The organism is Pseudomonas sp. Snoq117.2 (assembly GCF_900110545.1).
Classification (GTDB): domain Bacteria; phylum Pseudomonadota; class Gammaproteobacteria; order Pseudomonadales; family Pseudomonadaceae; genus Chryseomonas; species Chryseomonas benzopyrenica.
Window position 1 is genome coordinate 37,011 of the sequence record NZ_FOED01000017.1, and the last position, 15,379, is coordinate 52,389.

Consider the following 15,379-nt stretch of genomic DNA (forward strand, 5'->3'; position numbering starts at 1 on the left):
AGTTGCTCCTACGACAGAACTACCGGTAGGAGCGGCCCATGGCCGCGATTGGCCCCGTGCTAGGCCTTCTCGCGAATCCATTCGATAAAGCTGCGCACCTTGGGCACCTCGGCCATCTGTTCCGGATAGGCCAGCCAATAGGCGTGGGGGCTGGCCAGACGGTGGGGCCAGGCGAGCACCAGGCGGCCGGAGGCCAGCTCTTCGGCGACCAGGAATTCCGGCAGCAGGGCCACCCCGCAACCTTCCTGGGCGGCGCGGGCGCAGAGGGTGAAGGTATCGAAGCGCGGCCCATGATGGCTATGGACCTCCTCGCGTCCGAGGCTGGCGTACCAGTCGTGCCAGGATTCCGGGCGGGTGGTGTTCTGCAGCAAGACGAAGTCCACCAGTTGCTCCGGTCCGGCGATGCCCTCGGCGGGCAGCAGGTCCGGCGCGCAGACCGCGACCATGTGTTCGTGCAGCAGCAGTTCGCACTCGGCACCCGGCCAGCTGCCATGGCCATAGAACAACGCCACGTCATGGCGAGGATCGCGGAAGTCCACCGGTTCCAGGGCGCTGGAGACATCCAGGTGGATGTTGGGAAAGCGCAGGCGCCAACCCTTCAGTCGCGGTACCAGCCAGCGCTCGCCAAAGGTCGGCGGGGTGGCCACGCGCAGTACCTCGGTCTCGCCGCCATAGGATCTCAGGTAGCGTGCCGACATCTCCAGCTGGTTGAGGATCTTGTCCACCTCGGCCAGGTAAAGGGCGCCGGCCGGGGTCAGTTGCAGGCGGCGCCGGACCCGGCGAAACAGGCTGTGCTGCAGCAGATCCTCCAATTGGGCGACCTGTTTGCTGACGGCGCTCTGGGTCAGCGCCAGCTCGTCGGCCGCGCGGGTAAAGCTCAGATGACGCGCGACCGCCTCGAAGCACTGCATGGCGGTGATGGACGGCAGGTGGCGACGTTGCATGAGCGGACTCGCGGCATGAAAAAAGGGAATGATATGCCGAGCAAAGGTCGGTTGTCCGGCGCCGCTGGCCTGACCATACTCAGGGACGATTTCCTTTCTGCGGAGACCTCAGCATGAGCAAGGCCCTGTTGGAACGCCTCGGCGTTTCTGCCCAGCACTACACCCAAGGCGAGCATCGGGTGAATTCCCCCATCGACGGCAGCCAACTGGGCAGCGTCGCCCTGGAAAGCGCCGCCGAGGTGGAGCAGAAGATCTCTCGGGCCGAGCGCGCCTTCCAGGCCTGGCGTGCGGTGCCGGCGCCGCGCCGTGGCGAACTGGTGCGGCTGCTGGGTGAAGAGCTGCGTGCCCACAAGGCCGATCTCGGCGAGCTGGTGTCCTGGGAAGCCGGCAAGATCACCCAGGAAGGCCTGGGCGAAGTCCAGGAGATGATCGACATCTGCGACTTCGCCGTTGGTCTGTCGCGCCAGCTCTATGGTCTGACCATCGCCTCCGAGCGTCCCGGTCACCACATGCGCGAAAGCTGGCAGCCGCTGGGTGTGGTCGGCATCATCAGTGCCTTCAACTTCCCGGTGGCGGTCTGGTCCTGGAACGCCGCCCTGGCCCTGGTCTGCGGCAATCCGGTGATCTGGAAGCCTTCGGAAAAGACCCCGTTGACCGCCCTGGCCTGCCAGGCACTGTTCGAAAAGGCCCTGGCACGCTTTGGCGATGCCCCCGCCGATCTCAGCCAGGTCATCGTCGGCGACCGCGCCGCCGGTGAGGCCCTGGTGGACGATCCGCGGGTGGCGCTGGTGAGCGCCACGGGTAGCACCCGCATGGGGCGCGAGGTAGGACCGCGGGTTGCGGCGCGCTTCGGCCGCAGCATCCTCGAACTGGGCGGCAACAATGCCATGATCCTCGCCCCGAGCGCCGATCTGGACATGGCGGTGCGCGCCATCCTGTTCAGCGCCGTGGGTACCGCCGGCCAGCGCTGCACCACCCTGCGCCGGCTGATCGCCCATCGTTCGGTCAAGGACGAGATCGTCGCCCGGCTCAAGACCGCCTATGCCAAAGTCCGCATCGGCCATCCGCTGGAAGGCAACCTGATCGGTCCGCTGATCGATGCCGCCAGCTTCCAGGCCATGCAGGGTGCGCTGGAGCAGGCGCGGGGCGAGGGCGGGGTGGTCTACGGCGGCGAGCGGCAGCTGGCTGAGCAGTATCCCGAGGCCTACTACGTGGCCCCGGCCATCGTCGAGATGCCCGAGCAGAGCGAGGCGGTACGCCACGAGACCTTCGCCCCCATTCTCTATGTGCTGACCTACGACGATTTCGACGAGGCGGTAGCCCTGAACAACGCCGTGCCCCAGGGCCTGTCGTCCTGCATCTTCACCACCGACGTGCGTGAAGCCGAGGCCTTCATGTCGGCGACCGGCAGCGACTGCGGCATAGCCAACGTCAACATCGGGCCGAGCGGTGCCGAGATCGGTGGCGCCTTCGGTGGCGAGAAGGAAACCGGTGGCGGTCGCGAATCCGGCTCCGATGCCTGGAAGGCCTACATGCGCCGCCAGACCAACACCGTCAACTATTCCCGCGAATTGCCGCTGGCCCAGGGCATCGTCTTCGACTGAGTGGATCCGCCAGGAGCGCCGAGAATGCAGTTGCGTGAGGAGTGCCTGTGGGAGCGGCTGTATCCGGCGGTGCCGGGCGCCCCGTTGCAGGGCGAGCGTGACACCGAGGTCTGCGTCATCGGCGGTGGCTTCACTGGACTCTCCACCGCCCTGCACCTGGCCCAGGCCGGGCGGCGGGTGGTGGTACTGGAGGCCCATGGCGTCGGCCATGGCGGTTCCGGGCGCAATGTCGGGCTGGTCAATGCCGGCATGTGGATCCCGCCGGACGAGGCGGTGGCCACCCTGGGGCCGGAGGTGGGGGAACGCTTGCTGGGGGTGATGGGCGATGCGCCGAATCAGGTGTTCGGTCTCATCGAGCGCTATGGCATCGACTGCCAGCCACGCCGCGCCGGCACCCTGCACATGGCGCACAGCGCCAAGGGCCTGGCCGATCTGGGGCAACGTGCCGAGCAGTGGCAGCGGCGCGGTGCCCGGGTCGAGTTGCTGGAAGGCGAGGTCTGCTACAGCGCCTGCGGCACGCGCGACATCAGTGGCGCGCTGCTCGATCATCGCGCCGGCACCCTGGTGCCCATGGGTTATGCCCTGGGTCTGGCCAAAGCCCTGCGCCAGGAAGGTGGCGAGCTGTTCGAGCGGAGCACGGTACAGCGCCTGCAGCGGGTAGGCGATCGCTGGCAGGTGGAAACCTCCCAGGGGCGGGTTACCGCCGACCAGGTGGTGATCGCTTCCAACGCCTACACCGAAGGCGAATGGACCCGTCTGCGCAAGCAGTTCTTTCCTGGCTACTACTATCAGGTGGCGTCCCAACCTCTCGGGGCGGAAGCGGACTTCATCCTGCCTCAGGGGCGTGGCTCCTGGGATACCCGCACGGTGCTCAGCAGCATCCGCCGCGATGCCGACGGCCGCTTGCTGCTGGGTAGCCTGGGCAACATGGCGGGTCGGCCGGCCGGTTTCATCCGCGCCTGGGCCGATCGCATCCAGCGGCACTATTTCCCCGCGCTCGGGCGGGTGGAGTGGGAGTGCACCTGGACGGGCCGCATCGGCTTTACCCCCGATCACCTGATGCGCCTGTTCGAACCGGCGCCGGGCTTGCTGGCGGTGACCGGTTACAACGGTCGCGGGGTTACCACGGGCACAGTGGTGGGGCAGGCCTTTGCCCGTTATCTGTGCAGTGGCGATCGCCACGCGCTGCCAATGCCGCTGGCGTCGTTGGATGCCAATCCGGTCGGGCAATGGCGCAGCCTGATGTACGAAGCCGGTTTTACCCTCTATCACGCGGGGCAATGCCTGCGCGTGGTGCTCTAGCGACCCCGCCATACCTGCTGTCACCGGCCCTCGGGCCGGGCGATAACGCCCCGAAGCGGCTGATTTGCGCATCTAGACCTGTGCAAGTCGGCCGCTTTTTCATAACTATTCATAACCGCCAGCAGGCTGAGAGAACGGCGGATTTCAAAGGGGCCTGAGGCCGCAGGGTCATGGTTACTTTAGTGGCGCAGTGTGGGGACGGTGTTACGTTTTGGTGCGAAACAGGTGCAACCGGGTTGCTATCTGGTAACAAACCGCTGCGTTTTGCCACTTTCGCTGCTACCGCCATGCGGAATTATTCAGACTAATGAGCCAGTTAAGACAAAAGTCTAAAGGGCGGTCCGTGCCACTGACTGCGGCCCTCGCCGTAGGCAAGCGGTGGTTTTGGCTTGTCACGGTGGCGGCAAATGGCCTTTGCGCCCGGTACACAACTGGGTGATGGCACAGGCTTTGCTCCGGCGAACAGGCCAACCACCCTCTGGAGCAAACCTCCCATGTCGAAGATTTACAGAAAAGGCATTCTGGCTCTCGCTATCGGTTCTGCGTTCACTCTCTCCTCCCTGGCGCATGCCGACATCGTGATTGGTGTCGCCGGTCCCTATACCGGGGCCAGTGCCGCCTACGGCGAGCAGTTCTGGAAGGGGGCCACCCAGGCCGCGGCGGACATCAACGCCGCCGGTGGTATCAATGGCGAGAAGATCAAGCTGGTGCAGGGCGACGACGCCTGCGAGCCCAAGCAGGCCGTGGCCGTGGCCAACCGCCTGGTGGACTCCGAGAAGGTCAAGGCCGTCATCGGCCATTTCTGCTCCTCTAACACCATGCCCGCCTCGGAGATCTACGACGAAGCCGGCATCATCTCCATCACCCCGGCGTCCACCAACCCCAAGATCACCGAGCGTGGCCTGACCGGGGTGTTCCGCATGTGCGGACGTGACGACCAGCAGGGCATCGTGGCCGGCGACTACATCGTCGATACCCTCAAGGCCAAGAAGGTCGTCATCATCCACGACAAGGACACCTACGGTCAGGGCCTGGCCGACGCCACCAAGGCGCAGCTCAACAAGCGCGGCGTGAAAGAGGTGCTCTACGAGGGCCTGACCCGCGGCGAGAAGGACTTCAACTCCCTGGTCACCAAGATCCGCGCCTCCGGTGCCGACGTGGTGTACTTCGGCGGCCTGCATCCCGAAGCCGGTCCGCTGGTCCGCCAGATGCGCGAACAGGGCGTGACCGCCAAGTTCGTCTCCGGCGACGGCATCGTCTCCGCCGACCTGGTCACCACCGCCGGTGGTCCCCAGTACACCAAGGGCGTGCTGATGACCTTTGGCGCCGATCCGCTGCTGAACCCGGCCGGCAAGACCGTGGTGGAAGCCCTGCGCAAGTCCGGCTACGAGCCCGAGGGCTACACCCTCTACTCCTATGCCTCGCTGCAGGCCGTGGCCGCTGCCTTCAACGGCATCAAGGGCACCGACGGCGCCAAGGCCGCCGAGTGGCTGAAGTCCCACAGCGTCAACACCGTGCTGGGCGAGAAGAGCTGGGACAGCAAGGGCGACCTCAAGGTCTCCGACTACGTGATGTACGAATGGGACGACAAGGGCAAGTACAACCAGCTGCCCTGATCCTCGCGTGAATCCGCTGGCCGCCTTCTCGTCTCCGTGCCAGGACGAGAGGGCGGCCGGCGGCCCTCGTCATCCATCCAACGCGAGACTGCAAACGTGGACGGTATCTTCCTGCAACAACTGGTCAACGGCCTGACCTTGGGTTCGGTCTACGGACTCATCGCCATCGGCTACACCATGGTCTACGGCATCATCGGCATGATCAACTTCGCCCACGGCGACGTGTACATGGTGTCGGCCTATCTCGCCGCCATCGGCATCGCCTTGTTGAGCGTGTTCGGCCTGCACTCCTTTCCCGTGCTGATCCTCGGCACCCTGATCTTCACCGTGGTGGTCACCTCCGTGTACGGCTGGGCCATCGAACGCATCGCCTACAAGCCACTGCGCAACTCCACGCGCCTGGCCCCGCTGATCTCGGCCATCGGCATGTCGCTGATCCTGCAGAACTATGTGCAGCTCGCCCAGGGCGCGCGCCAGCAGGGCGTACCGACGCTGCTCGACGGCGCTCTGCGCCTGCACATCGGCGAAGGCTTCGTGATCATCACCTACACCAAGATCTTCATCATCGTGGCGTCCATCATCGGTATGGGCCTGCTCACCTACGTGATCCAGAAGACCACCCTCGGCCGCATGTGCCGGGCCACCCAGCAGGATCGCAAGATGGCGCAGATCCTCGGCATCAACACCGACCGGGTGATCTCCTATGTCTTCATCATCGGCGCGGCCATGGCGGCACTGGCCGGGGTGCTCATCACCCTCAACTACGGCACCTTCGACTTCTATGCCGGCTTCATCATCGGCATCAAGGCCTTTACCGCGGCGGTGCTCGGCGGCATCGGCTCGCTGCCCGGCGCGATGCTCGGCGGCATCATCCTCGGCATCTCAGAAGCCCAGTTCGCCAGCCTGGTGAACTCGGACTACAAGGACGTCTTCAGCTTCTCGCTGCTGGTGGCGATCCTGATCTTTAGGCCCCAGGGGCTGCTCGGCAAACCCCAGGTCACGAAGGTGTGAATCCATGAGTCAGACGTCTTCCTCCTTCGATCTCAAGGTCGTGCTGCGCGACACCCTCATGGTTGGCCTGGTCTCGCTGATCCTGTTCGGCCCCATCGTCGGCATCGTGCTCGACGGCTATGGCTACAACGTCGAGCCCGGCCGCGTCGGCATCATGGTTGCGGTGGTCATGGCCGGCCGCTTCCTGCTCAGCCTGTTCGGCCAGACCGCCAAGGGGCGCGACTGGATCGAGTCCTTCAAGCGCAACGACGGCGGCGTCCATGTGCTGCCGCCGGGGCACAAGTCCAACCTCAGATTCATCCTGCCCATCATCATCCTGGTCGCCATCGCCTTTCCCTTCCTGGCCACCAAGTACTGGCTGACGGTGATCATCCTCTGCCTGATCTATGTGCTGCTGGGCCTGGGGTTGAACATCGTGGTGGGTCTGGCCGGTCTGCTCGACCTCGGCTACGTCGGCTTCTATGCCATCGGCGCCTATGGCCTGGCGCTGGGTTACCAGTATCTGGGGCTAGGCTTCTGGACCATGCTGCCGCTCGCCGCGATCCTGGCCGCGGTGGCGGGGGCGATACTGGGGTTCCCCGTCTTGCGCATGCACGGGGACTACCTGGCCATCGTCACCCTCGGCTTCGGCGAGATCATCCGCCTGGTGCTCAACAACTGGCTGGAGGTGACCAAGGGTCCCAACGGCATCGCCGCGCCGTCGCCGACCTTCTTCGGCATCGAATTCGGTCGGCGCGCGAAGGAGGGTGGGGTGCCCATCCATGAGCTGCTAGGCATCAGCTACAACCCCAACGCGACTATGATCTTCATCTACACCGTGCTGTTCCTGGTGGTGCTGCTGGTGCTCTACATCAAGCACCGGCTGACCCGCATGCCGGTCGGTCGTGCCTGGGAAGCCCTGCGCGAAGACGAGATCGCCTGCCGCGCCATGGGCCTGAACCACGTGCTGGTCAAGCTCTCGGCCTTCATGATTGGTGCCTCCACCGCGGGCCTCGCCGGGGTGTTCTTCGCCACCTACCAGGGCTTCATCAACCCGGCCTCGTTCAACTTCTTCGAGTCGGTGCTGGTGCTGGCCATCGTGGTACTGGGCGGTCTGGGCTCCACCGTCGGGGTGGTGGTCTCGGCTTTCGTCATGACCCTGCTTTTCGAACTGCTGCGGGAATTCGGCGATATCCGCATGCTGGTGTTCGGCGTGCTCATGGTGGTGATGATGATGTGGCGGCCGCGAGGCCTGATCCGTATCGCCCGCAGTGGCTTCGCGATTCGCAAGGGAGTGGCGCCGTGAGCGACAACATTCTGACCGTAAAGGGTCTCGGCATGAGATTCGGGGGCATCAAGGCCCTCTCGGACGTGAGCTTCGAGATCCAGCGCCAGTCCATCACCGCGCTGATCGGCCCCAACGGTGCCGGCAAGACCACGGTGTTCAACTGCCTGACCGGCTTCTACAAGGCCACCGATGGCGAGATCCGCCTGGACACCGCCGATGGTCGCTCGACCCGCGTCGGCAAGATCATGGGCGAGCGCTTCCAGGCCACCGACTTCGTCAACCCGGCGCAGTTCGGCAGCCGGCTCTGGTACAAGATGTTCGGCGGCACCCACCTGGTGAACCGCGCCGGTCTCGCCCGCACCTTCCAGAACATCCGCCTGTTCAAGGAGATGTCGGTGGTGGAGAACCTGCTGGTGGCGCAGCACATGCAGTGCAACCGCAACCTCATCACCGGCATCCTCAATACTCCCGGCTATCGCCGCGCCGAGGAAAAGGCGCTGGACACGGCCTTCTACTGGCTGGAGGTGGTGGACCTGGTGGACCACGCCAACCGCCTGGCCGGCGAACTCTCCTACGGCCAGCAGCGCCGCCTGGAAATCGCCCGGGCCATGTGCACCCGCCCGGAGATCGTCTGCCTGGACGAACCGGCCGCCGGCCTCAACCCGGCCGAGACCGAGGCCCTGGCGGGCATGATCCGGCTTCTGCGCGACCAGCACCGCATCACCGTGGTGCTGATCGAGCACGACATGGGCATGGTGATGAACATCTCCGACCACATCGTGGTGCTGGACCATGGCCAAGTCATCGCCCGCGGCCTGCCGGCCGACATTCGCAACGATCCCAAGGTCATCGCCGCCTACCTCGGCGCCGAAGAAGAGGAGGTGGCATGACCACGCCGATCCTGGAGTTTCGCAACGTCGACGTCTTCTACGGGCCGATCCAGGCCCTGAAAGGCGTCTCCCTGAGCATCAACGAAGGCGAGACGGTGAGCCTGATCGGCGCCAACGGTGCCGGCAAGTCCACCCTGCTGATGTCCATCTTCAGCCAGCCCCAGGCGCGCAACGGGCAGATCCTCTACCGCGGCGAGGACATCACTCGCAAGAACGCCCACTACGTGGCCTCCAATGGCATCGCCCAGTCGCCAGAGGGGCGCCATGTGTTCCCCGACATGACCGTCGAGGAGAATCTGTTGATGGGCACCATTCCCATCGGCACCCGCTGGGTGGACGAGGACATGCAGCGCATGTTCGAGCTCTTCCCACGGCTCAAGGAACGCCGTAACCAGCGCGCCATGACCATGTCGGGGGGCGAGCAGCAGATGCTAGCCATCGCCCGGGCGCTGATGGCGCGTCCCAAGCTGCTCTTGCTCGACGAACCCAGCCTGGGCCTGGCGCCCATCGTGGTGAAGCAGATCTTCCAGATCCTGCGCGAACTGGCGAAGAGCGGCATGACCATCTTCCTGGTGGAGCAGAACGCCAACCATGCCCTGCGCCTGTCCGACCGTGCCTATGTGATGGTCACGGGCGAAATCCGCATGACCGGCAGCGGCCAGGAGTTGCTGGCCAATCCCCAGGTGCGCGAAGCCTATCTGGGCGGTCACTAACGATGGCGGCGGTCCGCGGGCGCGCTCTGGTCGCGGGCCACGCCCGGGGACGCCTGGCCTGGGCGCCCCTGGGCCTGAGTTTCTGGGGTGGCGTCGATCCGGCCAGCGGCCGGGTGATCGATCGCCACCATCCCCTGCACGGTCTGGAGCTGGCCGGTCGCATCCTGGCCATCCCCAGCGGACGCGGCTCCTGTACCGGCAGCGCCGTGCTCCTGGAGCTGTTGCTGGCGGGACGCGGACCGGCAGCGCTGGTACTGGCCGAGCCGGACGAGATCCTCAGCCTGGGTGCCATCGTCGCGGAAGAACTCTTCGGTCGCTCCCTGCCGGTGGTCAGCCTAGGCGCCGCAGCCTTCGCGGCCCTGGCCGAGTGCGACGAGATCGCGGTAGCCGATGGCTGGGTCGGAACGCCGAATAGCCACTTTGCCGAAATGGAGCCGCCTGACATCGCCGAGCTCCAGCTGAGCGTGACCGACCAGGCGATGCTGGATGGCGCCCAGGGCAAGGCCGTCCAGGCGGCCATGAAGATCCTGGTACGCATGGCGCAGCTGCAGGGCGCCCGCGAACTGCTCGACATCACCCAGGCCCATATCGACGGCTGCATCTACACCGGTCCGGCCAGCCTGGCCTTTGCCCAACGGCTGGTGGCGTGGGGCGGTCGGGTACGGGTACCCACCAGTCTCAATGCGGTGTCGGTGGATCAGCGTCGCTGGCGCGAGCAGGGCATTGACCCGGCGCTGGGTGAGCCGGCCAGTGCCCTGGCCGAGGCCTATGTGGCCCTGGGCTGTCGCCCCACCTTCACCTGCGCGCCCTATCTGCTGGACAGCGCCCCGACTCTGGGCGAGCAGGTGGTCTGGGCCGAATCCAATGCCGTGGTCTTCGCCAACAGCGTGCTGGGCGCGCGCACCCAGAAGTACGCCGACTTTCTCGATATCTGCACCGCCCTGACCGGACGGGCACCCCGGGCCGGCTGCCACCTGGACAGCGGCCGCCGCGCGGCCAAGGTGTTCCGGGTCAGCATGCCCGCGGGCCATGACGACGCCGTCTATCCGCTGCTCGGCTACTGGATCGGCCTGCGCTCGCCCACCCGGACTCCCGCGGTGCTGGGGCTGGAACACGCCCAGCCCAGCCGCGACGATCTCAAGGCCTTTGGCGCCGCTTTCGCCACCACCTCGGCGGCGCCGCTGTTTCATCTGGTCGGGGTAACGCCCGAGGCGCCGACCCTGGCTGCGGTCGCCGCGCCTGAGCTGGAGGTCGAGGACATAGAGCTGGCCGATCTGCGTCGGGCCTGGGCCGAACTGGACAGCGCCACTGCCTGCGAGGTCCAGCTAGTAGCCTTGGGTAATCCGCATTTCTCTGCCGAGGAATGCCAGCGGCTGGCCGAACTATGCCGGGGCCGGTACAAGCATCCCGGGGTAGCCCTGGTGATTACCCTCGGGCGGGACGTGCGCGAAGCGGCCGGGCGGAACGGTAGCCTGGCCGAACTGGAAGCCTTCGGTGCCCAGCTGGTGGGGGACACCTGCTGGTGCATGCTCGGCGAACCCCTGGTGCCGCCCCAGGCCCTTACCCTGCTGACCAACTCCGGCAAGTTCGCCCACTATGGCCCGGGCCTCACCGGTCGCGAGCTGCGCTTCGCCGGCCTGGCCGCCTGCGTGGAAGCGGCCTGCACCGGACTGGCGCCGGCCGGACCGCCCGCCTGGCTCGCATCGGCGGACTTATCCAGCTGATAGTGGGCTCGGGTTCTGTACAGGAATTCCGTGGATCGTCCTGTGGATAAGCTTGGCATAGCCGGACGCGAAGCCCAGGGCGCCTGGTCTGGCGGGAACTGTTCAAAAAATCGCCAGTGCACGAAAAGCCTCGAAATACCAAGGCGTTATAACTGATCCGCTGGATTCCCAGCGATCTGAGTATTCGCCTGACCAACGTCCCTGAGCTATCGTTGGCCTCGGCCAAACTCCCTCGCAGAAGGAATCTTTCATGTCTTCGATCTTCATCACCGGCGCTACCTCCGGCTTCGGCGCCGCCACCGCTCGCCGCTTCGCCAAGGACGGCTGGTCGATCGTCATCACCGGCCGCCGCGAGGATCGCCTGCACGCCCTGGCCGAGGAATTGTCCGGGCAGGCCAAGGTGCTGCCGCTGGTGCTGGACGTCCAGGATCGCGCCGCCGTAGAAGCCGCGGTCGCCGGCCTGCCGGAGGAATTCAACCAGCTGCGCGCCCTGGTCAACAACGCCGGTCTGGCGCTGGGCAACACCCCCGCCCAGAGCTGCGACCTGGACGACTGGGACACCATGGTCGATACCAACATCAAGGGCATGCTCTATTGCACCCGCCTGCTGTTGCCGCGACTGATCGCCCATGGCGCCGGCGCCGGCATCGTCAACCTGGGCTCGGTCGCGGGCGACTATCCCTATCCGGGCAGCCACGTCTATGGCGCCACCAAGGCCTTCCTCAAGCAATTCAGTCTGAGCCTGAGATCGGACCTGCTGGGCACCGGGGTGCGGGTGACCAACATCGAGCCGGGCCTGTCGGAAAGCGAATTCTCGGTGGTGCGCTTCGGTGGCGACAAGGCCAAGGCCGATGCGGTCTATGCCGGTACCGAACCCCTGACCCCGGACGACATCGCCGAATCCATCCACTGGACGCTGAACCAGCCCAAGCACGTCAACATCAACCGCATCCAGCTGATGGCCACCTGCCAGGCGTTCAGCAACTTCAACATCCATCGCCAGAGCTGAGGGCGCTCGCTAGAGCACCTTGACCGCCCGACCGATGAACTGGATCGGTCCGGTGGGTCGGCCGGTGGGCGAGCCGCCCTGGTCTTCCAAGGTGAGTTCGAACAGCTGATTGGCTTCCAGCGGCGGCAGCTGGTCCAGCGGCACCTGCAGGGTACGCCCCGGCTCGACCAAGCCCAGCGACACCGGGCCCTGCCAGGCATCGGCTTTGGTCCAGAATTGCAGCGCCTTGCCACTCGGCACGGCGTCGCGCCCCAGGGGAATCAGCTGTAGGTCATGGGCGCTGGCGGTCTGGATCACCCAGCCGGGCGTCCGATCGCTGGGCGCGGCCAGCACCACCAGGTAGCTTGGCGTGGGGACCGGACGCATCAGCAACAGCACGCCTAGCACCAAGCTGGCGGCCAGCCCTGCCGCGCTCAGGCCCTGCCAGAGCGCCAGGCGCTGCCACAGCGACTCGCGCCGGGGGGTGACCTTGGCGTCGGCCTCGCCCAGACTGCGCTCGATGCGCGGCCACAGATTCGCGCCGGGCTGGACGGGTGGCACCCGCTCGGCCAGCGGCTGCAGACGCGCCTCCCAGCGCGCCACGGCGGCGGCCAGCAGGTCATCATTCGCCAGCGCACCTTCCACCCGACGACGCTGCTCCGCGTTCAGGGTGCCGAGTACGTATTCGCCGGCCAGGCGTTCGCGCTCTTCGTCAGGGGGCTGGAGGGTATCGCCGTTCATGTCATGCACTCCCTGAGCGCCTTGAGGCCCCGCGTGATCCAGCTCTTCACCGTGCCCAGCGGCGCCTGCAGGCGCTGGGCGATCTCGCCATGGGAGCAGCCGTCCAGGTAGGCGGCCAGGATGGCCTCCCGCCGCGGCGCCTCCAGGTTCTGCAGGCAGCCCTCCAGGCGGCGGCCGTCGGCCTCTCGCACCGGATCGGCAGACTCGGCCAGGGGTTCCCAGCCGTCCGCCAGGGGCACCAGCCGCTGGCGATCGCGCAGGGCGTTGAGCGCGAGGTTGCGCGCTACGCTGCACATCCAGCCACGCGCCGAACCACGCTCCGGGGCGAACCCGGCGGCGCCGCGCCAGATGCGCAGAAAGGCGTCGTGGAGAATGTCCTCGGCCAGCCCGCGATCACGCACCAGGCGCAGGACGACGCCCAGCAGCAGCGGCGCCTCGGTCTGGTAGAGCCGCTGCAGGGCGACGCGCTCGCCCCGGGCGCAGGCGGCGAGCAGGGCGGCTGGATCAGGGGAGCGGTCGGTCACGAGGGCACGCCAGGCTGGGGACGCCAGGGTGGCGACCGGATCAGCCGAGCCTAGCCGATCCGGTCGTGGCTGTCCCATGGACCTCAGCCCTTCTTCCAGAACAGATAGTCGGCCTGGTAACTCACGGTCTGCTGTTCGCCCTTGTTGGCCGCGGTACAGGCCTTGGTCGGCGCGACGCCACCCTTGAGCGCGGTGCGCTGGATGTAGGTGGTGCCCTGGAAGGCGCCCTTGCCCTCGGCAGGCGCGGCCTCCACCAGCTGATAGGGCAGGTTGCCGGCGCCGGCGGGGGCGACGGCCAGTTGCTTGCCGACCACCTTGGAGCCGTCGCTGGCTTCCCAGGTCGCCGGCGGACCGTAGTAGCGCCCCACCTGCTTGCCCTGGCGATCATGCAAGTCGGCCTTGGGGCCCAAGAAGAACCACTCGGTCTGGCCGGGCATGTCCTTCTTGTCACGGCACTCGTAGACGATGGTGCCCTTGCCTACGGTTTCCAGCATCAGGCTGTTGCCGGCGGGGACACGGACGGCCTCGGGCAACTCACCCTGGGCCAGCAGCGGGGTGCTCAACAGGGCGGTCAGGGCCAGGATGCTGCAACGGCTGGAGATATTGTTCATGCGCTTGCTCCGGATTGAGAGGGGGCACAGTCGGCTGGACTGTAGGGGCTATACCCGGCAGCCGGGGCCGTGGATGCAGCTGTCATAAAAAATTTTCAATTCAGCGGCATAGTCGCCACCGCCTCGCGGCCGAACCGCTCTGTCCTGCGGCTTCTGTCAGCCTGCCGTCAGCCTGGTTTCAGGGATCCCTAAGGTTGTTTGGCGATAGTGGCGGCGGGTCGCGAGCCCGTCTTTCCCAGCCTGCCGGAGTCCTGCCGCGTGTCGTCCATCCCGAGTCCGGCGCGCCTGCGCCTCGAAAGTCTGGCGCTGTGCCTGCTGGCGGTGCTGCTGTTCACCCTCGGACTGTGGGAGCAGCCTTTCATCGGCTTCGACGGCCGCTTCGCGCTGTTCGCCCAGGAGATGTTTCGCCACGGGGCCAGTGCCTTCCCGACCAGTTACGGACAGCCCTATCCGGACTATCCCGCCACCTCGACGCTGCTGATCGACGTCTTCGCCCAGCTATTCGGCGAGGTCAATCGCCTGGCCACGGTGATTCCCACCGCGCTGGCCTCGGCGGCCATCGTCGGTCTGCTTTATCGCCTGCTGGCCGAGCGGTCCCGCGCCTGGGGCCTGCTGGCGGTACTGGTGCTGCTGCTCACCAACGGCTTTCTGGCCAAGGCCCGCTCCATCTGCCTCGATCAGTTCGTTACCTTGGCGGCGCTGGGCTGCTTCTATCTGCTGTGGAGCGCCGACCAGCGCGGCCTGCCCCGGCGGCGCGCCCTGGTGTTCCTGTGCCTGGCCGCCGGCTTCGCCGTGCGCGGACCGCTGGGGTTGATCGAGCCCTGTGGTGTGGTCTGCGTCTACTGGCTGCTGCAGGGCGACTGGCGGCGCAGCTTCGGCTACGGGCTGGTGGGCGCCGTGGTGCTGGCGCTGTGCGGCGCCCTGCTGTTCGGCCTGGCCTGGCGTACCGGCGGCCCGGTCTTTGTCGAAGACGTGCTGCGCATGCAGGTCTCCGGGCGGCTGGACGACACCGACGGTGCCGGCTATCCCTGGTGGTACTTCCTGCAACTGGGGCTCTATCGCTATGCGCCGGCCTTTCCCCTGGCACTGCTGGCCTTGCCGACGCTGAGGCGGCACTGGCGGCTGCGCCATGAGCAGGCGGACAGCCGCCTGCTGCTCCAGCTGGCCGGCTTCGCCACGCTGATCGTGGTGGCCCTGTCGATACCCACCTTCAAGAAGCCCTATTACATCCTGCCGGCCATCCCGGCCTGCGCCGCCCTCGGCGCCTGGGTGCTGCTGCAGGGGCAGGGTGCCCTGGCCTGGGTACGGCGCCTGTTCCTGCCGCTGCTGGTGATCTTTCCGCTGGTGCTCGGGGTGCTGGTCAAGCTACAGCAGCCCAAGCTGCAGGCCACCGGGCTGGTGGCCTGAACTGGATCTGCGCTTCCTGCTGGGCGCCTTTGCCATC

At 66.5% G+C, this 15,379-nt stretch carries 14 protein-coding genes; 10 read left to right on the top strand and 4 right to left on the bottom strand.

The window, feature by feature from the left end:
• Nucleotides 1-59 precede the first annotated feature (59 nt).
• Nucleotides 60-944, bottom strand: coding sequence for a LysR substrate-binding domain-containing protein (locus BMZ43_RS23410; RefSeq protein ID WP_007162643.1), 885 nt, complete (start codon nucleotides 942-944; stop codon nucleotides 60-62).
• 113 nt (nucleotides 945-1,057) lie between these two features.
• On the opposite strand from BMZ43_RS23410, the gene BMZ43_RS23415 reads away from it, so the two are divergent.
• The 9 genes from BMZ43_RS23415 (at nucleotide 1,058) to BMZ43_RS23455 (ending at nucleotide 12,080) form a co-directional block, all read left to right on the top strand.
• Nucleotides 1,058-2,548 carry an L-piperidine-6-carboxylate dehydrogenase gene (locus BMZ43_RS23415; protein ID WP_093257116.1) on the top strand — a complete coding sequence of 497 codons (1,491 nt, stop codon included), beginning with the start codon at nucleotides 1,058-1,060 and terminating at the stop codon, nucleotides 2,546-2,548.
• 24 nt (nucleotides 2,549-2,572) lie between these two features.
• Nucleotides 2,573-3,850 carry an L-pipecolate oxidase gene (locus tag BMZ43_RS23420; protein WP_093257120.1) on the top strand — a complete coding sequence of 426 codons (1,278 nt, stop codon included), beginning with the start codon at nucleotides 2,573-2,575 and terminating at the stop codon, nucleotides 3,848-3,850.
• Nucleotides 3,851-4,344: 494 nt separating this feature from the next.
• Entirely contained in the window at nucleotides 4,345-5,466 is a 1,122-nt protein-coding gene (locus BMZ43_RS23425) for a branched-chain amino acid ABC transporter substrate-binding protein (protein ID WP_093257123.1), read from the top strand.
• 96 nt (nucleotides 5,467-5,562) lie between these two features.
• Nucleotides 5,563-6,477, top strand: a complete 915-nt coding sequence (locus BMZ43_RS23430) for an ABC transporter permease subunit (RefSeq protein ID WP_017640614.1) — start codon at nucleotides 5,563-5,565, stop codon at nucleotides 6,475-6,477.
• A gap of 4 nt (nucleotides 6,478-6,481) precedes the next feature.
• Entirely contained in the window at nucleotides 6,482-7,762 is a 1,281-nt protein-coding gene (livM, locus tag BMZ43_RS23435) for a high-affinity branched-chain amino acid ABC transporter permease LivM (protein WP_017640613.1), read from the top strand.
• Nucleotides 7,759-8,634, top strand: a complete 876-nt coding sequence (locus BMZ43_RS23440) for an ABC transporter ATP-binding protein (protein WP_093257126.1) — start codon at nucleotides 7,759-7,761, stop codon at nucleotides 8,632-8,634. Before livM ends, BMZ43_RS23440 begins: the two co-directional genes overlap by 4 nt.
• Nucleotides 8,631-9,347, top strand: coding sequence for an ABC transporter ATP-binding protein (locus tag BMZ43_RS23445; protein WP_093257132.1), 717 nt, complete (start codon nucleotides 8,631-8,633; stop codon nucleotides 9,345-9,347). Before BMZ43_RS23440 ends, BMZ43_RS23445 begins: the two co-directional genes overlap by 4 nt.
• A gap of 2 nt (nucleotides 9,348-9,349) precedes the next feature.
• Nucleotides 9,350-11,071 carry a cis-3-hydroxy-L-proline dehydratase gene (locus BMZ43_RS23450; RefSeq protein WP_093257136.1) on the top strand — a complete coding sequence of 574 codons (1,722 nt, stop codon included), beginning with the start codon at nucleotides 9,350-9,352 and terminating at the stop codon, nucleotides 11,069-11,071.
• Between the two features lie 250 nt (nucleotides 11,072-11,321).
• The gene (locus tag BMZ43_RS23455; RefSeq protein ID WP_093257140.1) at nucleotides 11,322-12,080 is read left to right on the top strand and encodes an SDR family oxidoreductase; all 759 of its coding nucleotides are present in this window, start codon (nucleotides 11,322-11,324) and stop codon (nucleotides 12,078-12,080) included.
• 9 nt (nucleotides 12,081-12,089) lie between these two features.
• On the opposite strand, the gene BMZ43_RS23460 is transcribed toward BMZ43_RS23455, so the two are convergent.
• The 3 genes from BMZ43_RS23460 to BMZ43_RS23470 form a co-directional block, all read right to left on the bottom strand.
• Nucleotides 12,090-12,800, bottom strand: coding sequence for an anti-sigma factor (locus tag BMZ43_RS23460; protein WP_093257143.1), 711 nt, complete (start codon nucleotides 12,798-12,800; stop codon nucleotides 12,090-12,092).
• On the bottom strand, nucleotides 12,797-13,324 hold the full coding sequence (locus BMZ43_RS23465) for a sigma-70 family RNA polymerase sigma factor (RefSeq protein WP_093257188.1): 528 nt from the start codon (nucleotides 13,322-13,324) through the stop codon (nucleotides 12,797-12,799). The genes BMZ43_RS23460 and BMZ43_RS23465 overlap by 4 nt, the downstream gene beginning before the upstream one ends.
• Before the next feature lie 83 nt (nucleotides 13,325-13,407).
• On the bottom strand, nucleotides 13,408-13,935 hold the full coding sequence (locus BMZ43_RS23470) for a DUF3455 domain-containing protein (RefSeq protein ID WP_093257147.1): 528 nt from the start codon (nucleotides 13,933-13,935) through the stop codon (nucleotides 13,408-13,410).
• Between the two features lie 258 nt (nucleotides 13,936-14,193).
• On the opposite strand from BMZ43_RS23470, the gene BMZ43_RS23475 reads away from it, so the two are divergent.
• The gene (locus BMZ43_RS23475) at nucleotides 14,194-15,342 is read left to right on the top strand and encodes an ArnT family glycosyltransferase (protein ID WP_256563211.1); all 1,149 of its coding nucleotides are present in this window, start codon (nucleotides 14,194-14,196) and stop codon (nucleotides 15,340-15,342) included.
• Nucleotides 15,343-15,379: the final 37 nt, after the last annotated feature.

What these genes read in the sequence shown, in the direction of transcription:
- BMZ43_RS23410 (WP_007162643.1), bottom strand. Translation starts at nt 944, where the DNA reads ATGCAACGTCGCCACCTGCCGTCCATCACCGCCATGCAGTGCTTCGAG.
- BMZ43_RS23415 (WP_093257116.1), top strand. Translation starts at nt 1,058, where the DNA reads ATGAGCAAGGCCCTGTTGGAACGCCTCGGCGTTTCTGCCCAGCACTAC.
- BMZ43_RS23420 (WP_093257120.1), top strand. Translation starts at nt 2,573, where the DNA reads ATGCAGTTGCGTGAGGAGTGCCTGTGGGAGCGGCTGTATCCGGCGGTG.
- BMZ43_RS23425 (WP_093257123.1), top strand. Translation starts at nt 4,345, where the DNA reads ATGTCGAAGATTTACAGAAAAGGCATTCTGGCTCTCGCTATCGGTTCT.
- livM (WP_017640613.1), top strand. Translation starts at nt 6,482, where the DNA reads ATGAGTCAGACGTCTTCCTCCTTCGATCTCAAGGTCGTGCTGCGCGAC.
- BMZ43_RS23445 (WP_093257132.1), top strand. Translation starts at nt 8,631, where the DNA reads ATGACCACGCCGATCCTGGAGTTTCGCAACGTCGACGTCTTCTACGGG.
- BMZ43_RS23450 (WP_093257136.1), top strand. Translation starts at nt 9,350, where the DNA reads ATGGCGGCGGTCCGCGGGCGCGCTCTGGTCGCGGGCCACGCCCGGGGA.
- BMZ43_RS23455 (WP_093257140.1), top strand. Translation starts at nt 11,322, where the DNA reads ATGTCTTCGATCTTCATCACCGGCGCTACCTCCGGCTTCGGCGCCGCC.
- BMZ43_RS23460 (WP_093257143.1), bottom strand. Translation starts at nt 12,800, where the DNA reads ATGAACGGCGATACCCTCCAGCCCCCTGACGAAGAGCGCGAACGCCTG.
- BMZ43_RS23470 (WP_093257147.1), bottom strand. Translation starts at nt 13,935, where the DNA reads ATGAACAATATCTCCAGCCGTTGCAGCATCCTGGCCCTGACCGCCCTG.